Here is a 21,849-nt window from a genome sequence, read left to right as displayed (position 1 = left end):
TAAGTCTTCCCATCGGGAAGACCGGGTGCTCAGGCGGCACTATTTCTTTGCCGTCAACCCGAAGGAGGATGTTTCCTGGCTCAACACCTGCGACGGCTGCAGCTCCTCCGTCATGCACATCTTGAAAAATCCATCGTGAGCCGTGGGCTGTTTCGTCAGAGAGGTAAGTTGCGCTGAGTGCCGCACGACTTGATGCCCGCCGTGCAGCTCCGTGGAAAAAACCCAGATGCGAAGTTTTGAGCGTTTGCAACAGATCCATCATCGCTTGCTCGAACGCGTCAGCCGTAGCCGCGGATTCAATTGTGGCGCGATGGATCGCGACCGCGTTCTGCCAGTCTTGCCCGAGGAGTTCCGGTTTGTAGAACTTGGAATCGAGAGCCTTCAGAACACGCTCAAGAACTTCATGTTTCGCTTTGCCAGTCAGGCCCGATTCACGGCTAGGGGGAGTATTCATATCCACACACCTATGATGCCGCAACCGGAGCTAATTAATCTTCAACGGATAGTAGTACGTTCCGTTGTCAGTGCCGCGCACTGTCGCGAGGAAGTAGGCTCCTGGCTTGGCAGCTCGCAGATCGAGCGTTACGTTCACCAAGACCTTTCCTCCGTCTCTTTCAACCGCACTCCCGGCCCCCGTTGCGATGATTTGGCTTCCAGTCTTGTCTTGGGACACGTTCACGTTATAGCTGCCCACTTCGCTGAAGCGGGGAAGCACAACCGAGAGGTGGACGATCGCGGCAGGCAATGAGACCTCTTTCAACGGGGTTGTCTCATCATCAGCCCCTCTCAGAGTGCCGCTATTGAAAAGATCAACCGTAGCGCTTACAGGCTGAGCAGAGGCAACCTGGACGTTCGGAGCGTCCGCTGAATGGTAGTGCCTAAATGCCACATAACCGCCGCTACACATGACAATCAGAGAAGCCGCCAAGGCCAAAGGAACAGCCCTCAGGCGCGAGGTTTTTGGGACTCGCGCAGAGTTGGAAGGCGTAACCTCGACAGGGCCAGAAATGGCTTCGGAGTTGGGCGTAGAGGCGACGGCATTCGATTCTTCCCAATCCAAGCGGTAATGCCGATACTCGGCATAGCACTCAGAACAAGATCCAACATGAAGGCGGGCCGGATGCTCTGCCGGCAGCCTATCCTCAGCCAGGGCTTCTAGCGTTTTGTCGTCAGGACAGCCTTTTCGCTCGGGATTCGGAAATGTCTCAAGAAGGAAGTCCTTCATCAGATCCGGGTTCAATGACGATCTACCCTTTCGTCTCGCAAAATTGTGGTGAGCCGTGGCCCGGATCATCTATTTTGCGAGCACCAGTCAATGTGGAAGCTAAGCGCTCTTTGACGCGCTGGATGGCTTTCGCGGCTGCGGAGTAAGTCGTTCCCAACGCATTCGCGACAGTTGCCGGGCTCGTTTTATCTTGAAGAAGCAGAACCAAAATATACCTGTCCCGTTCATTCAGGGTTGCTTTTAGTTGTTCAAAGAGTATTTTACGGTCGATAGCGCCCTGAAAAGAACCACTCAGACCACCAATACTTTCAAGGTCACTCCCAATCCCTGCGACTTGCTCTCTGGCCGCTCCACTCCTCATCCAGTCGCGAACTTTACCTTTGAGTGCGGAGTATGCGTAGCGTTGGGGTGAAATAAGGATCGTTGCTCGCTCTTGCATGCTGTGAGCTACTTCTTCAGCCCAGTTCGCAATCATCGCCGGATCGACTTGAGGGTAATCCCTCAGTACCCAATGAAACGACCGCTCTACAGCGGTTTCGACCTCTGCACAAACAACGGTTCCGTTTGTGTCCACGAGATGTAAGTGAGCCCGAGTCATTGGCAAATCATCTCTGCAAAAAAAAGTGCTCAATGGTGTCAAAAAGAGCCCCTCTCATCTCGCTTAGAGGGTAGAAGTCAAATTTACTACGAGTCTGTAACTGACCGCCAACAGCAAGTTGCAGACCCCCCGGGGGGAACGGCTATTTCTTTGACGATTTTGAACGCGACCCGCCACCCTCGACCAGGCCCAGGCCGGCGATCAATTTTTCGACTGGTATTTGAAAAACCTCGGCAATCCTCAGCAGAGTTGGCACGGATACACCATCGCCTTTCTCAATACGTTGTATCTGCGTTAGGTGGAAGCCATGCTGGACAACAAGTGCGCGTAAGGTCAGCCCGCGCTCCTTGCGCATCAGTTTGACTCGCTTACCTAAAGCTGCTGAGAACTCTTTGTAGTCGTATCGCAGCATGGAATCGGTGTCGATGTGAACCTCGCGCAATTTGATAAAAACACATCGCAACATCCCGGTATAGCGATCTCTACAGAATCTTAGCAACCTCCAAAGCACACACACAAATGTGGTGATGTTTCAAGTGTTGTTTGTACACAAAATTGTGGATAAGAAAAGTGTGTTGACACAATGCAGACGAGTCGCTATAAGTTGTGAATGGTGACACAAGTTTGTGGTAACACAACAACGTGTACACGGCGGCCGATTGTACCGCGTGGCCGTAGGGTTGTGGGCCACAAAGCCCAACCTGAAAGGAGGAAAAAAAGCCGCTACGTGAGGCTCTTCTCAGAGCACAACCAATTCCCCTTACCCCTATTTCGTTCCATAAGGAGAAACCTTTGAACAAGTCAATTGATTCACGCCTAGCACATCGTTGGGCTCAGAAGTTTTCCAAGCAAAATCTGCGGACGTTCGGGCGAACCATCGCACCGAGTCTGCTCGCCATTTCACTCACCTCACTTGCTCACGCTCAAGGCACGGTTGATTTTTCCGGTGCTACGACCGCGATGAACTCCTTCAAAACGTTCGCAGAGTACGCCGGAGCTGTCATCTGCCTTGGAGGTCTCATCTTCGCTGGTATCCGGTTGATGAGTGGTCGCTTTCAAGAAGCAATTCCCGGTCTTTTCGGCGCTCTCTTCGGTGCTGGCGTTCTCGGCTGGGGCGCTGGCTGGATCAGCTCTCTCACCGGCCAGTCCATTAATCAGTAAGGAGCCTAGCCATGACCAACCGAGGGGAACCGTTACCGATCAATCAGGCGATGAACAGGTCCAGAGCAAAACTCGGCCTTGAACTGCCGACGTGGATGGTTATTGTCTTTGTCTCGATAACGGTTTTCCTCGTTGGGTTTCGCATGTTGGCCATCTTCAGCTTCCCGGTAATGGTCGCTGCTGCATGGCTCACCGTTCGCAAGCACCCAAAGATGTTTCAGCTTTGGGGCCACAGCCTTTACCAGAAGCCATACTATGACCCCCGAAAAGAAGACTGAACAGCAACGTCATACGCCGTGGTACGCGAAAGCTGGAGCGGGTTGCTCCATCGTGCCAGTCTCCCGTTTCGTCACCCCCAATATCTTCGCCCTGAAGACAGGCGGCTACGGCTGCCTGTTTTCTCTCACCGGCATTGATGAGGAGAGCTTGACCGATCAGGAGCTTGAATCCCGCGTTCGCTCCATCGAGGCATCACTACGCGGCTTGCCCAAGGGCTCCTGCCTATACCAATACGCTCGCGTCCTCTCAGGGTTCGATATTCCGCGCCAGAAGAAATACAGCGATCCAGTAACCGAGACGTTTGTAAACGACCGGCTAACGTTCCTGGAGAAAACGGCAGGGTTTCGCCGGATCGACCTGCATTGGTGCCTCACCTTTGAGACATCGCAGAAAAACCCATTTGAGAGGAAGCCCTCAGAGAAGGCAGAGGATCATGCGCGAATGCTGTCGAGTCTTCAAAAACAAGCAACGATACTCGAATCACATCTCCGCTCGAATGTCGGCCTTCGTCTGCTCGATAAGACAGAAGCGTTCCCCTTCTTTTCTTACCTCTACAACCTGGAGCCGTGGTGCGAACATGACCAGCTCGCCCGCGACACCGGCGTTGATAGGCAGATCGTAAAGAGCCCGCTTTCATGGCACAGTGACCATCTCCGGGTAGGGAAGCGGTACGTTCAAATGTTTTCCCTGATGAACACCCCGGAGATTTCAAGACCGTGCCAGTTTTCGGGCTTGATGACGCTCGACTGTGACAGCGTTCTATGCACGAGCTGGAGACCAAAATCAGCGTCGGATGCACGATCGGAGATTTCGGCACAAGAAAAGTTCATCTCGTTTTTCAAGGTTGGTGTACTCAATCGTGTGATGAGCGGAACAGACACCGCTTCGTTGGACACTGGGGCAGGTGCGAAGGCCGCTGATGCCAGCGTGGACGACCTGAGCGAAGTTATCCGTTCGCTCGACAAAACGGCGCAAGGTGAGTTCACCATGCGCCTGCTGCTTGCCGCCCGCAGCGTCGAACAGCTCCGCGAGACAGTACCAGCGGTTCACCGGTTCTTTGTTGATGCCCGCGCTCAAGTGATGGAGGAGACGCTTGGAAACCTCTCTTCGTTCTATACGATGTTTCCGGGAAATCAGAAGTTCGACGTCTTTCCGCTATGGCTGGGAGAGAACCACCATGCGCGTATGTCCTCCGTTTTTGCGCCGCACATAGGGCACCCACACTCGGAAGACCTTGATTCCGAATATTTGAATGTCTTTGAAACGCGGACCCGCACCCCGTTTTTCCAAGATGCCTATGTGAACGGCGTGCGCGTCATGCTGATAATCGGGCCAACTGGCACCGGCAAGTCAGTACATGCAAACCAGATGCTTGCGTTGGAGCGGAAGTACAACGGCTTTACTTACATCTTCGACATTGGCGGCTCCTATGAGAGTCAGGTGGAACTCTACGGCGGCAGAGTTACCCGGGTAGGCAAGGACGGCCCCCGCGTCAACCCCTACTCCCTGGAGCCGACCGAGAACAACATCAAGTTTCTGTACTCGTTCCACAAACTCTTGCTCACCAGTGGGGGCGCGGAGCTGAGTCCGGAAGACGACGATGTGATTCATAAGGCTGTGCAGGGCATATACCACCTAGAGCCGCACAATCGCCGGCTCTCAAACCTCGGGTTGCCTAAACATCTGGACCGCTATATGGCGAAGTGGGTGGGGAAGGGCGTCTATGCGGCGATCTTCGACAACGTAGACGACGAGCTATCCCTTGGACGGCACCAGTGCTTCGACTTCCAAGGAGTGAACAACAGCCAATACGCCGACCTCATCGAGCCGCTGATGGTCTGGATACTCCGCCGCATCGACGAAGTGCTCTACAATCCGGCAAATCTCGGCGTTCCCAAGCACGTTCTCATCGAGGAGATCTTCTCCAGCATGAAGAACAAACAGCTTCTCGACTCGGCGCTCGCCTCGATCAAAACCGTTCGCAAGAATCTCGGTGGTGTGACCTTGATCGGCCAGTCAGCAAACGACCTGGGCGAGAACGCAGACAGCATTGTCAACTCGTGCACATCGTTCCTCTTTTTACCGGATGCCACATTCAACCGGAAACATTACGGCGAGCTATTTAAGCTAACGGACCAGCAGCTTGATTTATTCGAGTCTTTGCGGGAGCGAGAAGGGCTGTACGTACGCCGCGACGGTTTGACCAAGGTTGTCACACTCAACCTCGACAACCGAAGCTATGCCAAATTCTCCACGAAGCCGAAGGACCGGGTACGCCGGACCAAGCTAATCGAGATGTACGGACTCACCGAGGGCATTGAGCGGTTTGCCCAAGGAGAGACTGTCTAACCGCTGCGCCACACCACTCCACGACAAGGAAACTCTATGAAGACCCTCTCAATCCTGCTAATAAGTTCCGGCCTTGCGGTTGGCGCAGTTTCAACCAGCCTTGCAGCCACAACCCCCGATGCTCCACACGCTCTTTTACCCAGTGCACCACGAACAGTCGTCATCCGAGAGACAGACACGCCGCCAGTCATTCGCGCCGGTCTTCTGCAATCAACCCTCATCTTGCTTCCGGCAGAGGAAAGGGTCGCAACTGTTTTCGGTGGAGATACGGTGTCCTGGGTCTTCGACGGCGGGCACGTCGCTAGCCGTTTCATCTCAATCAAGCCCAAGGTTGCGAACACAACGACGGACGTGCATATCGTCTCCGATCACGGAAACGAATACACATTGCAGCTCCGCGAGATATCGAGCGACGGCGATCCTCATTTTGATTCAAAGGTGTTTGTCACACCCGGCGATCAGGCCGGGAAAGACAAACTGGCCGCGATGCCGGTATTCGTTCCCGCTGCCGAACTGGACAAGGCCAAGCGCGAAGCACTTGAGGCGCAGTCAAAGGAAGCCAATGAGCGCAAGGCCGAAGAAACCAAGGCCGAGCAGTACCGGAGCCAATACCCCGGCCAGCTCCACTTTGACTACACCTGGAATGAGAAGAAGGGGAATGCGCTTGGACTACAGCAAGTGTGGCGCGATGAAAAGTTCACGTATCTGCGTGGCCATTTTCAAGAGACCCCCGCTCTCTACGAGCTGAAGGACGGGAAGGGAAGTCTCATCAACTTCGATTACAACGATGGACTTTACACGATACCCAAGACGGTTGCGGACGGCTATCTCACCATCGGTAAACAACGCGTCGAGTTCAAGCGCGCAGGAGGCAACTAACGTCATGACTGACCCGAACCAGATCCCGCCCACCGTCAACGACCCCGGCCCCGTTCCGGCCCAGCCCGAGGCTACGCCCGCCATCAAGAAGTCAATGCCGGTTGTCATCGGCTTAGGCGCAGTCATTCTGGTAATAGGGCTCGCCAATGTTGGGAGTCTCTTCCACAGTGGCCCAAAGGAAGCACCGCGGAGTGCGCTTCCAATGCGTCCCGCATCTCCGAACGCTCAGCAGGTTACAAGCTTCGAGGCGCAGCAGAAACTACTTGCCCAACGTGACGAGGCCGAACGTATCCGGCAACAACAACTCGCAGCACAAATGGACCAGCTTCGGCAGGAGCAAGCCGTCCCTGGTCCAGAATCGCCCAATGCCGCGCCTATGACCGCTGCCCAGCGTCAGGCAATCTACGGCGATAGTCCCAATGGACCAAAGACAACCTCGAACGTATCGCAGCAGCAAGCAGAAGCCAAGCAACGGCAGCTCGCCCGCGAGAAGCAGCATCAGGACGCTCTCAACAGCAACACCGTAGCTATCGACTTCGCACGTGGGGGCACATCGAGCGGCGGCAGCAACGTACTTGCTGCGAATGCTTCTGCTCCTGAGACGGCAAGCGGTGAAGACACGACGCCACTAGCGGCCTCATCCGAGGCCGGCAGCGGCACCCAGCCGGACTCTCAGGGCGGCAATTCTCCTTCAGGAGCACAACAACGGCCAGCCGGGGCACGCAGCGTTGCAGCGCAGCAATCCCAAAAGAAAGACCCGATGGCTTCTTATGATTTCGACGGCTATCAGGGGCGGCTATATCGCGTTTTTGAGGGAACAGTTTTTGAGGGAGTTGTGACCAACCACGTAGACGGAGGTTTTTCCGGTCCCATCATCGTGATGTTGACAACAGACTATTACTCTCACGATCATCAGCAGCTTTTACTTCCGCAAGGAACCCGTCTTATCGGCAATGTCCAGAGTGTAGGAAACGCACAGCAGCGCAAGCTTTTTGTAGTTTTCAATCGGGCTATCTGCCCAGACGGATTCTCCCTCGACTTGAACAAGTACCTCGGCCTGGACCCGCTAGGGACAACCGGCCTCGCAACAAATGTCAATAACCACATACTTAGTTCGTTTGCAGCAGCTGCCGCGATCGGCGGGCTGGGTGGCCTTGCGCAGATCGGCAACAACGGAAGCATTCTTACCGCCGACACGCAAATCCGCAACGGAATCTCCTCGCAGACCAGCCAGGAGGCCGAGCAGATATTGAATCACTTCCTCAATCGTCTGCCCGTAATCACAGTAAAGGAGGGTTCCCGCGCCCGCGTTTATATCAATCAAGACATTTTGATTCCGTCCTACGCAGAACATCGCGTCGATTCAGCTCTGTAATAGCCGTTCCCGAAGCCAGGAGGACGTATGAAGCTATCGCTCACAAAACGCCGCAAGTGGATTGTTGCTGGCGTTGTCATACTCGGAACCGCTACCCCCAGCTTCGCACTATTTGGATTTGGGGATATCGTTTTCGACCCGAGCAGCTACGGCGAACTTGTGTCGCAGCTCTCCACAATGGCCAAAATGCTCACCACGGCACAAAGCCAATACAACACCCTCAAGAGCAACGTTCAGAACTTCTCTGTCAAGAACATCTGGCAAACGGAGCTGAATAAGGTAAAAAGCGTCTCGGTTCCCAATACATATGGGGAAACCAACGGTTTTTCTAATGCTCTCAACCTCAACAGTCAGAGTGCCGCGCTCATGGCCTGGACCAACTCCAAAATTGGTTTGGCTCCAGAAACCAACGGCATTCTGAGCACACAGACGGTAGGGAACAGTTCGAACCTAACACAGCTCGCGATGATCGAGGCGTCGGATACCGCTTCACCCGATTGCCTTAACGCCGTGGGTTCCTACCGTCAAGCCCGCAACGATTCCGCCACAGCCCAGGCGAACCTACAAACCGCCCAGCTCGACGGATCAACCTCCACCAACAGCGAGGTTGAACAGCTCAACCTCCTCAACGCTGCGCAAGCCCAGCAACTCAATGAACAGCAGGCGCAAGGGGTTCTCCACGCTTGTCTCGCGCAGCAGATGACCATTCAGAACATGCAACAGCGGAATGCCGCTGCGCAGGATCTGAATACGTGGGGCTTCGTCCAAGCCCAGCACACCGCTAACCCAACCCTCAACGTGACCGACACCGGCACGTGGACGACTTATCTTCCCTAAGGATTGACTTCGATGAACCTGACGATGTTCAAACGCCTTGCAACCGATGTAGCGCCGCCAATTGCGGCGCTACTCGCCTTCACTGTCTGCGCGCTGGCCCTCGGACTCCTAGTGGAGATTTCTGGAGCCAATCGTGCGCTTCGACATTGGGGCCAATCCCTTCACAGCAAACTTGACCCCTCATTTCCACGAAACGACTTCAGCCAGTTTTAGTTCGGTACAGCTCACACCACGGAATGGACGCCATGATGATGCACCTAACAACCTTTTCGGCATTGGCGCTGGCTCTGCCGGGCACCGATTGGCTTTATCAGTTCACGAACAACCTTACCGCCCTAACAACGGCCAACGGGGGAGCGCTCACGAATCTTGGGATCACGTTGCTGAGCGCCATTGCGTTCTTTCAGCTAGTGAATATGGTTGTCAGCTTTAGCACAGCCAACATGACGTTCAGCCTCAATCCAACGCCGTTGGAGGCTGGAGAGATCGTCCGATTCCTTCTCCGGCTCACAGTCTGCTGTCTCCTTGAGACCTACTGGGTCAACCCACTTCCCGGTGCGGGTTTTGGCCTCAACCACCTATTCTCCGCACTCGCGCAATCAATCGTGACCGTGCTCGATCAGAACTCGCTCGCAAACTTCAATCAACTCCTCAGCGACGCCGCATCGAAGACAGGTTCGCCATCGCTGCTGTCTGTCAGCGAGCAGGTTTGCTACTACCTTGTGCAGATCATTCTTGGCCTCGCCGCTGGGATACTCTTCGTGATCAACGTCAGCTCATTCATCTTCTACGCGGTGACAGCATTGTTTGGTCCGCTTTTTATCCCGCTGTACATGACTGACAGTTTGCGCGGCAAGTTCTACTCCTTCGTTGAAGTGCTACTCAGCTTCGCGATGATCCGCGCCGTCGCTTCAGCGTTCATTTTCGTATGGGAAGGATTCATGAACACCTTCCTACAAAAAACCTTCAACGGGGACTATTCCATCGGCATGTGGTTGGCGAACCTTATCCCCGTCATTATGGTTTTCGCCGCATTCATCATCAATATGCTCTTTATCCCAACGATGACCCAAGCTATCTTCGGCGGCGGCGCTGGAGCAACCGGCTCCGCTCAGAACCTTGTAACCCGAGTCGCCCTGGCTAAGTTCAGAGGCGGCAAGTGAGGTAACTCCATGAATGTCGTGTACTCAATCCCGTTCAATCCTCCGCGCTTCCTGGTCTACATCTTCAGAACGTGCCTGATTCTCATCCTCATGGGCTCAGTCATCTTCACGACAATCGGCTTCATCAAGGCAGAACACCAAATCGAAAGGAAACCCGCTCATGGCCACGCAATCCACACCACTCACTGACGCAGCCTGGACTCCGAAAGAAGCGTTACTCACTGACGAGATTGCCAACGAGGTCTATGCCTCGCAATATGCCGAGCGCAAGATGAGCCGGTTCGTAATTGGCACACTCTCTGTTTTACTGGTTGGCTCCCTCGGAGCTATCGTCTCCCTTGCTCACAAGCCGATCCAGAACCGCTACATCCGCATCGACGAGATAGGCAGGGCGCAGGCAATCCAATACAGCGATTTGAACTACAGCCCGCGCGAAGGCGAAGTCCGCACGTACCTCACAGATTGGGCGAACTACCGTTACACCGTCAGCCGAGACACGATTTCCAAGAAGTACCCTCTCAACTATTTCTTTTTCTCACAGCAGCTTTCCACTCAGTTCATGAGCGAGGACAACAGAAACCACATGATCTCTCAGGTCATGGCCGGTCAGATGGAGCAGAGCGACGTAGAAGTGCGAAACGTCACAATCACGAGCATGGCAGAGGAGCAGGTCCAAGGCGTTCGCATGTCGCGGGGCACTGCTCTTGTGAACATTGACAAGCTGTTTTCGGTGCGCAACTCTCACGAGCCGCGCACCGAGCATTGGATGCTTTCCGTCACGTACTACCTCAATCCCAAACAGGTCAGCGAACAATCCCGCGTCTTCCCGCAATTCGAGACTATCAATCCTCTCGGCATGACGATTACCGAGTTCCATGAGAACCGAATCGGCGTCGATCCGATTTCAGATGGAACCGCTAAACCCCGGCCAGCAGCATCAACCCTCACACCCAGCACGATATCGGCTCCCATACTTCCGGGAACGGAATCAGGAGCAATTCGGTGAGTTACGACCTCATTCTCCCTTTCTTTCCAGAAGAGATTCGCGGGCTTCTATTAGACCCCACCATATCTGACTTGATGATCAACGGAACGACGGGAGTGTATGCGGACAAGGGAGGGGTGCTCGAAAAGATCACGCTCACGACGCCGTACACCAACGAACGTTTGACCGCAGCGATTGAGCGTGTGGCCCGCATCCTGGGTCAAGACCTCACATTGCAAAATCCCATCCTCAACACGCGGCTACCCGATGGTTCTCGCGTTGCCGTAGTCGGTCCCCCGTCTTCGATCAACGGGCCGACTCTCACAATCCGCAAGTTCAATAAGTGGTTCACGTCAGATGAGCTAATCGCATCGGGAAGTATGCCCAAAGAGGTTCGAGATTTGGTCGTCAGTCTTATCATGCAGCGCAAGAACGGCATCATTGCAGGAGGTACGGGTAGTGGAAAAACCACGCTCATGAAGGCGCTACTCGATCACATCCCCGCAAGCGAGCGACTTTGCATCATCGAGCAGCCCGCCGAATTGCAAGTGCTCCAACCCAATGCTATTCGGTGGGAGGCAGTCGAGGCGATACCTGGTCAGGTTGCCGTCACGCCTAGCGAGCTGCTAGCGGCGGCCCTTCGTCACCGGCCCGACAGAATCATCATGGGAGAGATACGCAACGAGTGCGGTTATGACCTACTCCAAGCGATGAACACCGGCCACGGTGGAACCTTATCCACGATCCATGCGAAGTCGGCATGGGATGCGTTAAACCGTCTCGCCAATCTCGCTCTAAGTGCTCGCCCGAATCTCAATCACGCTTTCATGCGGAGCGAGACGGCCGAGGCAATCGACTTCTCTTTGTACTGCCAACGAGCAGCCAATGGGCGCCGTCAAGTTCGAGAGCTTATCACTGTCAACGGGTACGACCACAAAGAACAGCGCTTCGAAACGGAAGTCATCTACAGCGCTTCCAACGTCCACGCAGCATAACCACGAAGGAGATCTCACATCATGCCTCTGCTCACTGTAACGGCTTCCAAGAAGATCGACGCCACTCTCAGACTTGAAGAGTCAACCGCAAAAATGATCGACCGCTATGCTGCTTTCCTGAATGTTTCTGCTGATGATGTGGTGGACAAAGGTATGGAGTACATCTTTACCAAAGACAAAGACTTTCAGCAACACCTTACGAAGCAGCCTGACCTTCAGGTGCCTACCTCGTTGCGGATCAAGAAGACTCCGAACACAGTCGCCAGCACCAAGAACGGCGCGAAGGCTATCGCTTCAGCCGCAAAGTAGCAGCACCTTTCAGTGCTTCTCCTTCACGTCTTCAGCTCAGCAGGACTTCGTTGCACTCCGTAAATACAACAGCAACAGCAACAACAAAAGCAATGGCAACAGATATGTGCTGCGCACATGAGGAAGGGTGACACTCCACCCCTTCCAGGGTGGTGTTTCAGAGCAAGGTGGTTAGCTGGTGCTAACCACCATTACAAGAAAGGCATAGCAGCACTTGGTTGCTACCTGCTAACTCCGGTTAGCACGGAGTAACCAGCGACGCAGACCCAAAGAGGAGACAGCTATGGACAGTGCGGCAATTGACATCGCCCCCCGCCTCAACCGTTCCCAAGGCCGGGAGCGGCGCTCCCGAAGCTTCGGAACGAAGCTCACCCGAGCCGAAGAAGCGGAACTATATCAAGCAGCAAAAGCCGAAGGAAAATATGCAGGCGAATGGGCACGCGACGTTCTTTTGCGAGAGGCGCGGCGCTCACAGGACGATGCGCTTTTTACAGAGGTGGTGGCCACGCGGATGTTGCTGGTGAACCTCATCAAGCCGATGCTCCTCGGCAAGCCAGTTCCCGAGAACTGGATCACTGAAGCGATGAACGGAGTTCGCGCGGCCAAACATAAAGCGGCAGCCGATTTGCGAAAAGAATATGCCGCTCGCGACCGGAAGGAGAGCTAACGATGGCTACACAATGGGGAAGAAAAGAGTCGATCATCTGGCCTCCACACGTTCCGATCATGAGCTACAGCGCGATAGCGGGAGCGCTCCTCTGTACGCTACTGTTCGTCCTCCAGCGGCTCCACTTTACGCTCTTGCCCTTGCAGCAGAGCTACATCACTGAGTATGTCCGCTCCGAGGTTGGAGCAGCCTTCAAAGCCCATCAGGATTATCGGCTTGTGTATCTCGCCGGGGTCAAAGTGAAGCCTCGCCTTGCGCTGCCAGTAGACTTCTCAAAGAACGGAACGACGACGCTTCCAAACGGGAAAATCGCTCCGGTCGCCCTCACCGAGTTACCCATTGCTCAAGGCTACCTTTACCCCTACCGTGGCCCGGTCCAGAAGCTCTCGGATGTCGCCGTGTCGCGCTGGTTGCGCGGCGCAATCTTCGACGGTCAGGGCATCGCCCGCATCTTTCTTGTGAGCTGGATGGAGGGCGGAGTGTGCCTGGCTTTCATGCTCTGGTGGGCGGTTCCCGCCGACATAAAGCGATTCCGCGTTCTCAAGTATGGTCGCGTTCTCCGTGGCCCGGTAATGATGACGCCCGAGGAGTTCAACAAGGCTCAGGAGAAGACAGAGGCGAAGAAGATTCACTTAAAGGAAAGCGCCACGCGCATCTGGTTACGGTACATCGGCAAGAAGGTTCCAGCTCCAGTAGAGGGAATAGGATTCAAGACGACCGAGTTAGGCCGGATGATGCGGATTCCACAGCGGAAGGAGGCTCAGCACTTTCAACTGATGGGTGACACCGGGGCTGGTAAGACCCAGCTCATCATGCAAGTCGTCCGCCAGATTCGGGACCGTGGCGATGTAGCAATTCTGTATGACCCGGCGGGTGAGTTCGTCGAGCGGTTCTACGACGAAAAGCGCGGTGATTACATCCTCAACCCATTAGACGCCCGCTGCCCATACTGGGGTCCTTCGAGCGAGATGGAACGGAATCAGGAGGCGACAGCCATCGCTGCGAGCCTCTATCAGCCGACCAGCACGAGCACCAAGGACGAGTTCTTTTATCGAGCCCCGGCCAAGATTTTCGCCCATCTCCTGAAGGAAGGACCCGATCCTCACGTGCTGGCCGACTGGATGGCCGACGAGCCAGAGTTGCAGCGGCGTGTGGCCGGGACAGAGATGGCTTTCTTCATCAACCGGAAGGCGGGACCACAGGCGGCTGGCGTCCTATCGTCACTCGGCATGACCGCCGAAAGTCTTCGACTTCTGCCCCGTGCCGAGAACAGCAAGCGCGAGTGGAACGCCGTGGACTGGGCCAAGAAACGCGAGGGATGGATCTTCATTACCTCGCGGCTGAATGAGCGCGAAATCCTACGTCCGTTGGTCTCCCTCTGGATCGACATGCTGGTGATGCGGCTGATGACGACGCCGAAACCGCGCCAGAAACAGGTGTGGCTTGTGATCGACGAGCTTGCGAGTCTACAGAAGCTCCCACAGCTCCACACGGCCATTACAGAGAGCCGAAAGTCGAAGAATCCGCTTGTACTCGGCTTTCAGGGTAGGGCTCAGCTTCAGGATATTTACGGCAGGCTCTCTGAAGTCATGTTGAGCCAGCCCGCGACCAAGATTTTCCTCAAAACAGGAGAACCGGAAGCCGCCAAATGGATCTCCGACGCTATAGGCCACGTCGAAATCGAGCGTCTGAAAGAGACCAAGTTCGACGGCTCCCGGTCTGGGAAAAACTTCACGATGGACCGGCAGATCGAGCCGCTGGTGATGCCGTCCGAAATCACAGGCCTAGACGACCGGCACGCCTTCCTCAAACTCGGTAACAACGTTGCCCGGTTCGACTTCGATTACATCGACCTGGAGGCAAATACGGCGCCATTCATCCCCCGCAACTCAGAAGATGACCGGCTGCGGTTCGACCGCCGCACCTTCCTCCTGCTTTCCCCAGAACTGTACGAGAAAAACTCCGAGGAGGAGCCGAAAGCGACGGTCGAAGAGGCTGAGGCCCCAACCCCGGATGCCGTACCGGAATCACAGAGTGCGCCTTTGGCACACGCGAAGAGGCAAGTCCCGATCCCTTGGCCCGACCGTTCCGGACTCGACCCAGCGAGCGCCGGCGAAGAGAACCGGCCCGCGCCTGAGAACCAGATGTCTGCCGGACCCATCGCCCTAATTGCCGAGGTCCATGCTCACGCGCCCAAGCACGGAGAGCACCAACTAGACCTTTCGTTGGAGCCATAGCCCCATGATGAATATCCCGAAACCACTCAGTTCCGGTCAGGTCCAGACCTACCACAAGCTGGAGTACGCGTCCGCGTCACAGAGCTACTACAACCAGGCTGAGACTGTGAAAGGCGAATGGCAAGGCAAACTCGCCGCCTCGCTAGGACTCAAAGGCGAGGTTGCGCCGCTGGAGTTCTCACGTCTTGCTGAGGGAATTCATCCGCAAAACGAACAGCAGATGGTCAAGCATCGCCCTGCAATGGAGTACACGAACCCGGACGGCACGACGACCAAAGCGGTTGAACACCGGGCCGCTTGGGATGCCACAATATCAGCCCCGAAGTCGGTTTCACTTGCCGCGCTTGTTGGCGGCGATGAGCGCGTGCGGGAAGCGCACCGAGCTGCCGTAACCACCGCCTTGAACGAATTTGAGCGCTACACGCAAGCTCGACTCGGGGGAAACACTCCCGCAGAGACGACCGGCAAATTCATCGCTGCGAAGTTCGAGCATGACACCGCTCGCCCGGTGGACGGCTACGCAGCACCGCAGCTCCATACGCACGTAGTCGTCTTCAACGTGACCGAGCGTGACAACGGTTCAACACGCGCTCTCGACTCCCGTTCACTCTTTCAAAGTCAGCAATTTGCAACAGCCGTCTATCAATCGGCGCTCATGTATGAGCTTCGAAATCTCGGCTATGAAATCGAAACGGGCAGGAGTGGTGCCCCGGAAATCAAAGGCTTCTCCCAGGAGTACCTAGATGCGTCCAGCCTGCGCTCTCAACAGATCAGAGAAGCCCTTGAGAAGGCTGGGCGTAGTGGCCCGGAAGCCGCACAGATTGCCGCGCATGCGACTCGCGACAGGAAGCAGGCTCTCTCACGAGAGGAAGTCCTTGCCGCACATAAAGAGCTGGCCGCCGAGTTCGGGAACCAGCCGCGGCAAGTAGTTGCTGCCGCCCGCGAGCGGGGCGAGCAGCAGGAGCGGCGCCAGGAGGGCAGTACCCACGCGAAAGAGGCCGTCACCTACGCTCGACAAAGCCTTTTCGAGCGAGAAGCGGTAGCCGACGAGAGAAAAATTCTTACCACAGCGCTCCGTCGTGGCATGGGTGAGGCGACGTTCCAGCAAATCCGCGACGAGTTCCAAACACGCCGTGAGGCAGGACACTTCCGCTCAGTCGAAGGACCGAAGTACAGCTCCGGGCGCAGCTTCACAACGCCCGAAACCATCGCCGCCGAACGTACCAATGTAGAGTATGTTCGCGCTGGACAGAACACGGTCGCGCCGATCATGACGCTAGAGCAGGCGAAGGAACAGGCCGGCACTCGCGACTTCTTCAACGAGGCGCAGCGACGCTCCATAGAAGAGGTACTTACGTCTACCGACCGCGTTCACGGCTTGCAAGGTTTAGCTGGGACCGGCAAAACTACGACGCTTGACGCGATCCGCGAGGGAGCGGAAAAGAGTGGATACATCGTCGAAGGGTTTGCGCCGACATCTCGCGCGGCGGGCCAGCTCCGGGCGGCAGGGATCGACGCGACGACCGTCCAGAGTTTTATTGCCAGAGGCGAGAATCATCCGAGCGCCAACCCGGAGGTGCGCCACCTGTACATGATCGATGAGTCGAGCCTTGCCAGCACAAGACAAATGCAGGCCTTCCTCGACAAGCTGAATCCGGACGACCGTGTTCTAGTGATCGGCGACACCCGACAGCATCAAGGCGTCGAAGCGGGAAGGCCCTTCGAGCAGATGCAGGACGCCGGAATGCAGACCTCCCAGCTCGACCAAATCATGCGGCAGAAAGACCCTGAGCTGCTGAAAGCCGTCCAGCATCTTGCGACAGGAGAAACTGAAAAGGGCGTCGCGATGCTGGCACAGCAAGGCCGGGTGAAGGAAATTCCAAACGGCCAGGACCGAATCGCCGCTATTGCAAAAGACTACGCAACTCAGCCCGAGAACACCATCGTCGTCTCACCAGACAACCGTAGCCGACAGCAGATCAATGAGGCCATCCGCGCCGAGCTGCGCACTACCAATCTGTTAGGCGACAACGGCCAGCAGCTCCAGACGCTTGCCCATCGCTCCGATATGACGGGCGCGGATCGCACCTGGGCAGCTCGCTACAATTCCGGCGAAGTCCTCCAATACACGACCGGTAGCAAAGAACTTGGGATTGAGCGCGAAAGCCTCGCTCGCGTTTTGAGCGTCGATGCCCGAACGAATACCCTCACCGTTGAGAAGGCGGACGGGCAAAGCATTTCCTACGACCCGCGGCGTCTCCGCGGCGTGAACGTCTTCAAAGAGACAGAACGCGAGTTCGCCACGGGCGACCGCATCCAGTTTACCGCGCCGAATAAAGACCTTGAAGTCGCAAATCGAGATCTAGGCACCGTCACCGAGATCAAGGACGGGCAAATGACCGTGAAGATCGACGGCAAGACCGAACGCAGCATCACGTTCGACACCGCCAAGTTCCGCCAGTTCGATCACGGCTATGCCGTGACCTCGCACAGCTCGCAGGGTTTGACCGCTGGCCGCGTGCTCGCCAACATAGACACCGATTCCAGCCGCAGCCTCATTAATGACCGGCTCGCATATGTTGCCATCTCCCGCGCATCGGACGATGCCCGCGTTTATACCAATAACGCCGAAACGCTAGGCGAACGCCTCGCAACTGACGTTTCCAAGACCGCTGCGCTCGACTTCCGGCCTCCGAGTTCGACGGAGCAGGTCCGCGAGGCTATATCTGCCTTTCGTGGCAACGATCCAGCTACCGGAACAGAGAAGTTGCAGGAGCAGGGACGGGTTCACGAGTACGCCAACCCCGAGCACCGCCTTGCAGCCGTCAGCTCTGATTACACGGCGAAGACCGATCGCGCGGTGATCGTCGCACCCGATGCCAACGAACGGAGGGACCTTACCGACCTTATTCGCGCCGACCTACGCGAGCAGGGCCGTCTCTCAGGCGACAACCGAACAATGCCGATTCTGGTCGAGCAGGACTTCGGCAATCCCCGGCTCGCTACAAACTACACGCCGGGCGATGAGATTCACTACAAGACCGGAAGCCCAGAGAAACACAGCATAGCGGCCAACAGCTCAGCAACCGTTCTTTCCGTAGACGCGAGGAGCAACACCCTCACCGTCGAAACATCTACCGGCCATGAGGCTTCCTACAATCCTGCTCTTCTCAAACAACAGACAAAACAGAGCACCGTCTATCGCGAAGAGGAGCGCGACCTGGCTGCAGGCGACCGCATACAGTTCACGGCCCCCGACCGCGAGAACCGCATCCGCTCGGGGGACTTCGCCACCATTGATCGGATCGCGGAAGACAATGCCCTCTCCGTCCGTCTGGACAACGGAAAAACCGTCGAGCTGAACCCGGAGAAGGCCCGTCACATCGACTACGGCTACACCGTAGAGAGGGCAAAGAACCTCTCAGCAGATCGAGTATTGCTAACCGGCGAGAGTGGCCAGCTCGCGGAGCAACAAGCCGCGCTTACAAAGTTGAATCCCAACATTCGGGACTTCGCAATCTACACGTCCGACAGCACAAATCTCTTGCACAGAAACACCGGCATTGGGAATGGAACTGAGCTTGCAACGGAAGGGCATTCTAATGAATCGAGTCTCAGTAACGCACCGGAGCCGTCAAGCCCCTCAATTGAGTTCGAGGGCTACGGAATGGGCCTTTAGCACCACAGCCGGCGGCGGCAGCGCCCGGATCGCCACAAGGCCGCCTCAGTAGCTTTTTACCCTTTGTTCATTTCGATAAACTTGAATTGCAAAAGGAGAATCCAGTGAAACGTTCTTATGTAACTCTAGCGATTTTGATTTGTTTAGCTGGCTGCAAATCTGAGCCGAAACCCTCCACCGTTCAGCAGCGGACGATCGTGCAGCAGGTTGAAGATGCCGGTGCTGGAGACCTTAGCAGGGCGGATGTGGCTGGCCTTCAAATCTGGCTCACGAAGCATTCAGACGTGGCGCGCAACATCGCTTCACAGTGCAAAGAGGCGATGAAGGCAGATACTGCATGGAAGAACTCTGCAGAGGGCCGCATCTGCATCGCCGAAAAGGATGCTGGCTTCTCTAACTAGCTTCGTTGGTTCTAAGGTGTCCGACGGCAGTAGATTGCTTGTTCTGTGGTTGCGGTATCAAGCACTATTCAGCATCTCAGGACCGTTGTTGCGTACATTGCCAACGAGCCTGTTGGCCGGCGTCATGCGCATTTTGTCTGATTCAAATGGGCGCAGCAGATCGAGGGGCGGCCGAGACTCATCGTAGTCGTTGAGCCATCGGTCGAAGTCCCGCGAGTGCAGAATAACGGGCATGCGGTTGTGGATAGGTTCCATCAACTCGTTTGCTTCGGTGGTGACGATCGAGAAAGTATCAAGCGGCGGGTGTAGATCCCCTCTGCGTGGCCGCCATTCGGAGAAGATGCCGGCGAGGGCGTAAGGCTCACCGTCCGGCATCTCAAATTTGTAGACGGGTCTGGAACCCGCCTTCGGTTTGGGAGACTTCTTCGGGGGCGCCGGAATATCTCCAAAAAGACCGTGCTCGCCGGGGTCGATTGGCGGTGGTTGGGGCAGGGAAGGGCGTTGCAGCCACTCGTAGAAGCCATCAACGGGGATGAGACAACGGCTATGTTGGAAGGGTCCCTTCCAAATCGGCTTGTCGAGAATCGACTCAGCCCGCGCATTGCTTGTTGTGTAGATTTTGAAACTATCCGGATCAGCAATCTTGGCCGGAATCAATCCCCAGCGCATCTGGACAAGAACGCGCTCGCCGGTCTCAGCGTCAGCCCGAATAATGGGCTGATAGGTACTTGGAGCTATGTTGTAGTCGGGCGTGAGCTCGAAGCCTGGCGGAAGCTTGCCGACTTTGAAAGCTTCGGCGATGCGTTGCTTGTCTGATCGACGGTAGTATCGGCCACACACTTGTCTAATCTCCCCAGCTACCGCCGAAACCCTTTAGCTGGCCTAATTCATAGCGACCGGGAAACTCGACAGTCTCTCCAGAGCGAAGGCGGTTGACGATCTCCTTGGCGGCCGATGAATGGACAAGCTTACTAAAGTCGGTCTCATAGCTACCCACGTTCACAGACCACCACTTTTGCATCTCGTGTTCGGAAGTGGCGATAAAGGTGACCGTCTCCAGATGTCCTTTGTCCTCGCCTTCGAGCAAGAGGAACGGGGTGGCCGTCAGTTTATAGGGTTCCGCCATCCCAGAAGCGTATCACCCGAATAAGTGCATCCAAATCGGTGACGAACCATGACACGCCCGCGATGCTCGATGAATGCCTTGGCGATTACGCACGAATCGTGAGTTGATGCTTGCCCGAATACTGGTGGTTTCGTCTTTTGGCAACCAGCTCGGAACAAACGATCCTACTACAATAATTTGGAATTCGAGCGAGGGGTGAAATCCACGATGAATATCTGTGTGGACAGGAATCTATCTAACGCGTACTTATCCGTCTGTCTCTGCGCTCTGTTGGCCCTCCCGGTTCATAGCCAAACAGCCCAGTCTGCTCAACAGCGTATGCAGGCCGTGCAGAATCGCCTCTCTCGGTACGTCGTCATTCGCGACAGCGAGAATGACAATATGAATCTGGACTCACAGATGAAGGCGCTCGGCGTTCCTGCTGTGAGTATCGCTACCATCCGAAATGGCGCGGTCGATTGGTCGCGAGCCTATGGCGTTTCCTCCATCGAAGGCGCGCCCGTATCGACAGAGACTCTGTTTGGAGCGGCTTCCATCTCGAAGCCCGTTACGGCCCTCGGCGTCCTCAAGCTTGTGGAGGAGGGCAAGATCAATCTGGATGCAAACATCAATCAGTACCTGAAACGATGGAAGATTCCGGACAATCAGTTCACCGCCAAGCAGCAGGTTACGGTTCGGCGACTCCTTAACCACACTTCGGGCATCGGGACACATAATGGCGAAATCTATGACCCAGGTTCACCGATACCCACACTGCTTCAGCTTCTCGATGGTGAGAAGCCTGCGAGAACGCCGCCAGTTCGTGTCGAGGCCGTCCCGGGCACGAAGTTTGCCTACGCCAACGGTGGCTATCTCATCCTCTCCCTCCTGATCGAGGACGTCTCGGGAGAATCGTTCGCCGAATACATGAAACGAACTGTACTGGACCCTAGCGGTATGAAGCACAGCACCTTCGACGCTCCACTTCCGTTGGAATGGCGAGCACGCACAGCCACGGCGTATGGAGCCGATGGAAAGCAGTCAGTCCCTCCATCAAAGTTCGTCGAGCCGAATCTCGCTGCCGGCGGACTCTGGTCAACACCGACTGATTTGGCAAAACTTCTTCTTGAAGTTCAGCGCGAATACGATGGAAAATCGCACAAGGTGCTTCACCAGCAAACCATACGCATGATGGTTTCGCCCGATAAGAGCATTGCCTCAGCTAGGCGCTATGGACTTGGCTTCGAAGTCGGCGGCAGTCCAGAAAATCCATATATCCGTCACGAAGGCTCCGCATTTTTCCAGGACGATATGGTGGAGTATCTTCACGGCAACGGCATTGTCGTAATGACAAGCGGCGGTGGAGGCGGAGAGCTCGCAGAACAGGTCATTCGCAGCGCAGGAACGGTATATGGCTTTCCCGATTTCAAGTCGATCGAACACTCGGTTGTAGAAGTTCCGGCCTCTGATCTGCCTGCTTACACTGGAACCTATGCCTACATCAAGGTAGCTATGGAAGGGGACCATCTGACTGCGGAGATTCCGTCCGGATCGCCTACCGCCCGGCTTTATCCGGAATCGCCCACACGGTTCTTCGTCCTGATC

Annotated in this window: 22 protein-coding genes; 16 read left to right on the top strand and 6 right to left on the bottom strand. The window is 55.7% G+C overall.

Annotated elements, in window-relative coordinates:
* From BDD14_RS28985 to BDD14_RS28970, 4 genes are all read right to left on the bottom strand, one after another.
* Positions 1–454, bottom strand: a 454-nt coding sequence (locus BDD14_RS28985) for a S41 family peptidase (protein ID WP_130424718.1), incomplete at its 3' end; no start/stop codon positions are given.
* Positions 455–484: 30 nt separating this feature from the next.
* Complete coding sequence (locus BDD14_RS28980) at positions 485–760, bottom strand: hypothetical protein (protein ID WP_130424716.1); 276 nt, start codon at positions 758–760, stop codon at positions 485–487.
* Between the two features lie 487 nt (positions 761–1,247).
* Positions 1,248–1,865, bottom strand: a complete 618-nt coding sequence (locus BDD14_RS28975; protein ID WP_130424714.1) for a sigma-70 family RNA polymerase sigma factor — start codon at positions 1,863–1,865, stop codon at positions 1,248–1,250.
* 100 nt (positions 1,866–1,965) lie between these two features.
* A complete protein-coding gene (locus tag BDD14_RS28970; protein WP_130424712.1) occupies positions 1,966–2,289 on the bottom strand; it encodes a helix-turn-helix domain-containing protein in 324 nt (107 codons plus the stop codon).
* Between the two features lie 389 nt (positions 2,290–2,678).
* Here BDD14_RS28970 and BDD14_RS28965 point away from each other — a divergent pair, with 389 nt between their 5' ends.
* From BDD14_RS28965 to BDD14_RS28895, 15 genes are all read left to right on the top strand, one after another.
* On the top strand, positions 2,679–2,984 hold the full coding sequence (locus tag BDD14_RS28965; protein ID WP_242618366.1) for a TrbC/VirB2 family protein: 306 nt from the start codon (positions 2,679–2,681) through the stop codon (positions 2,982–2,984).
* Positions 2,985–2,995: 11 nt separating this feature from the next.
* The gene (locus BDD14_RS28960) at positions 2,996–3,262 is read left to right on the top strand and encodes a VirB3 family type IV secretion system protein (protein ID WP_130424710.1); all 267 of its coding nucleotides are present in this window, start codon (positions 2,996–2,998) and stop codon (positions 3,260–3,262) included.
* Positions 3,240–5,612, top strand: a complete 2,373-nt coding sequence (locus BDD14_RS28955; protein WP_130424708.1) for a VirB4 family type IV secretion system protein — start codon at positions 3,240–3,242, stop codon at positions 5,610–5,612. Before BDD14_RS28960 ends, BDD14_RS28955 begins: the two co-directional genes overlap by 23 nt.
* Positions 5,613–5,648: 36 nt before the next feature.
* A complete protein-coding gene (locus BDD14_RS28950) occupies positions 5,649–6,491 on the top strand; it encodes a TrbG/VirB9 family P-type conjugative transfer protein (RefSeq protein WP_130424706.1) in 843 nt (280 codons plus the stop codon).
* 4 nt (positions 6,492–6,495) lie between these two features.
* Complete coding sequence (locus BDD14_RS28945) at positions 6,496–7,866, top strand: TraB/TrbI/VirB10 family type IV secretion system protein (protein ID WP_130424704.1); 1,371 nt, start codon at positions 6,496–6,498, stop codon at positions 7,864–7,866.
* 27 nt (positions 7,867–7,893) lie between these two features.
* Positions 7,894–8,703, top strand: coding sequence for a hypothetical protein (locus BDD14_RS28940; protein ID WP_130424702.1), 810 nt, complete (start codon positions 7,894–7,896; stop codon positions 8,701–8,703).
* Positions 8,704–8,715: 12 nt separating this feature from the next.
* Complete coding sequence (locus BDD14_RS28935) at positions 8,716–8,916, top strand: hypothetical protein (protein WP_130424700.1); 201 nt, start codon at positions 8,716–8,718, stop codon at positions 8,914–8,916.
* A 32-nt stretch (positions 8,917–8,948) separates the two neighbouring features.
* The gene (locus BDD14_RS28930; protein WP_341273341.1) at positions 8,949–9,866 is read left to right on the top strand and encodes a type IV secretion system protein; all 918 of its coding nucleotides are present in this window, start codon (positions 8,949–8,951) and stop codon (positions 9,864–9,866) included.
* Positions 9,867–10,026: 160 nt separating this feature from the next.
* Positions 10,027–10,872, top strand: coding sequence for a VirB8/TrbF family protein (locus BDD14_RS28925; protein WP_130424698.1), 846 nt, complete (start codon positions 10,027–10,029; stop codon positions 10,870–10,872).
* The gene (locus BDD14_RS28920; protein WP_130424696.1) at positions 10,869–11,846 is read left to right on the top strand and encodes a TadA family conjugal transfer-associated ATPase; all 978 of its coding nucleotides are present in this window, start codon (positions 10,869–10,871) and stop codon (positions 11,844–11,846) included. The genes BDD14_RS28925 and BDD14_RS28920 overlap by 4 nt, the downstream gene beginning before the upstream one ends.
* Before the next feature lie 21 nt (positions 11,847–11,867).
* Positions 11,868–12,155 (top strand): hypothetical protein, encoded by a 288-nt coding sequence (locus BDD14_RS28915; protein ID WP_130424694.1) that lies wholly within the window; start codon positions 11,868–11,870, stop codon positions 12,153–12,155.
* A 283-nt stretch (positions 12,156–12,438) separates the two neighbouring features.
* A complete protein-coding gene (locus BDD14_RS28910; RefSeq protein WP_130424692.1) occupies positions 12,439–12,822 on the top strand; it encodes a hypothetical protein in 384 nt (127 codons plus the stop codon).
* Positions 12,823–12,824: 2 nt separating this feature from the next.
* Positions 12,825–15,059: a type IV secretion system DNA-binding domain-containing protein gene (locus BDD14_RS28905; protein ID WP_130424690.1), complete on the top strand. Its 2,235-nt coding sequence runs from the start codon at positions 12,825–12,827 to the stop codon at positions 15,057–15,059.
* Positions 15,060–15,063: 4 nt separating this feature from the next.
* Entirely contained in the window at positions 15,064–18,738 is a 3,675-nt protein-coding gene (mobF, locus tag BDD14_RS28900; protein WP_130424688.1) for a MobF family relaxase, read from the top strand.
* 104 nt (positions 18,739–18,842) lie between these two features.
* Positions 18,843–19,139 carry a hypothetical protein gene (locus BDD14_RS28895; RefSeq protein ID WP_130424686.1) on the top strand — a complete coding sequence of 99 codons (297 nt, stop codon included), beginning with the start codon at positions 18,843–18,845 and terminating at the stop codon, positions 19,137–19,139.
* A 57-nt stretch (positions 19,140–19,196) separates the two neighbouring features.
* On the opposite strand, the gene BDD14_RS28890 is transcribed toward BDD14_RS28895, so the two are convergent.
* Entirely contained in the window at positions 19,197–19,979 is a 783-nt protein-coding gene (locus BDD14_RS28890; protein WP_165420386.1) for an SOS response-associated peptidase, read from the bottom strand.
* 4 nt (positions 19,980–19,983) lie between these two features.
* On the bottom strand, positions 19,984–20,265 hold the full coding sequence (locus BDD14_RS28885; RefSeq protein ID WP_130424682.1) for a hypothetical protein: 282 nt from the start codon (positions 20,263–20,265) through the stop codon (positions 19,984–19,986).
* A 381-nt stretch (positions 20,266–20,646) separates the two neighbouring features.
* On the opposite strand from BDD14_RS28885, the gene BDD14_RS28880 reads away from it, so the two are divergent.
* Positions 20,647–21,849 (top strand): serine hydrolase (locus BDD14_RS28880; RefSeq protein ID WP_165420385.1); only part of this gene is annotated, 1,203 nt, incomplete at its 3' end.

Origin of the sequence: Edaphobacter modestus, from assembly GCF_004217555.1 — a bacterium.
Classification (GTDB): domain Bacteria; phylum Acidobacteriota; class Terriglobia; order Terriglobales; family Acidobacteriaceae; genus Edaphobacter; species Edaphobacter modestus.
The sequence above is the reverse complement of the archived record's forward strand: the minus strand, read 5'-3'. Positions and strand labels throughout refer to the sequence as shown.

Bases quoted from the DNA above. Each gene is read 5' to 3' on its own strand.
- BDD14_RS28950 (WP_130424706.1), top strand. From the start codon at position 5,649: ATGAAGACCCTCTCAATCCTGCTAATAAGTTCCGGCCTTGCGGTTGGC.
- BDD14_RS28970 (WP_130424712.1), bottom strand. From the start codon at position 2,289: ATGTTGCGATGTGTTTTTATCAAATTGCGCGAGGTTCACATCGACACC.
- BDD14_RS28885 (WP_130424682.1), bottom strand. From the start codon at position 20,265: ATGGCGGAACCCTATAAACTGACGGCCACCCCGTTCCTCTTGCTCGAA.
- BDD14_RS28940 (WP_130424702.1), top strand. From the start codon at position 7,894: ATGAAGCTATCGCTCACAAAACGCCGCAAGTGGATTGTTGCTGGCGTT.
- BDD14_RS28935 (WP_130424700.1), top strand. From the start codon at position 8,716: ATGAACCTGACGATGTTCAAACGCCTTGCAACCGATGTAGCGCCGCCA.
- BDD14_RS28945 (WP_130424704.1), top strand. From the start codon at position 6,496: ATGACTGACCCGAACCAGATCCCGCCCACCGTCAACGACCCCGGCCCC.
- mobF (WP_130424688.1), top strand. From the start codon at position 15,064: ATGATGAATATCCCGAAACCACTCAGTTCCGGTCAGGTCCAGACCTAC.
- BDD14_RS28905 (WP_130424690.1), top strand. From the start codon at position 12,825: ATGGCTACACAATGGGGAAGAAAAGAGTCGATCATCTGGCCTCCACAC.
- BDD14_RS28930 (WP_341273341.1), top strand. From the start codon at position 8,949: ATGATGATGCACCTAACAACCTTTTCGGCATTGGCGCTGGCTCTGCCG.
- BDD14_RS28960 (WP_130424710.1), top strand. From the start codon at position 2,996: ATGACCAACCGAGGGGAACCGTTACCGATCAATCAGGCGATGAACAGG.
- BDD14_RS28955 (WP_130424708.1), top strand. From the start codon at position 3,240: ATGACCCCCGAAAAGAAGACTGAACAGCAACGTCATACGCCGTGGTAC.
- BDD14_RS28915 (WP_130424694.1), top strand. From the start codon at position 11,868: ATGCCTCTGCTCACTGTAACGGCTTCCAAGAAGATCGACGCCACTCTC.
- BDD14_RS28925 (WP_130424698.1), top strand. From the start codon at position 10,027: ATGGCCACGCAATCCACACCACTCACTGACGCAGCCTGGACTCCGAAA.
- BDD14_RS28910 (WP_130424692.1), top strand. From the start codon at position 12,439: ATGGACAGTGCGGCAATTGACATCGCCCCCCGCCTCAACCGTTCCCAA.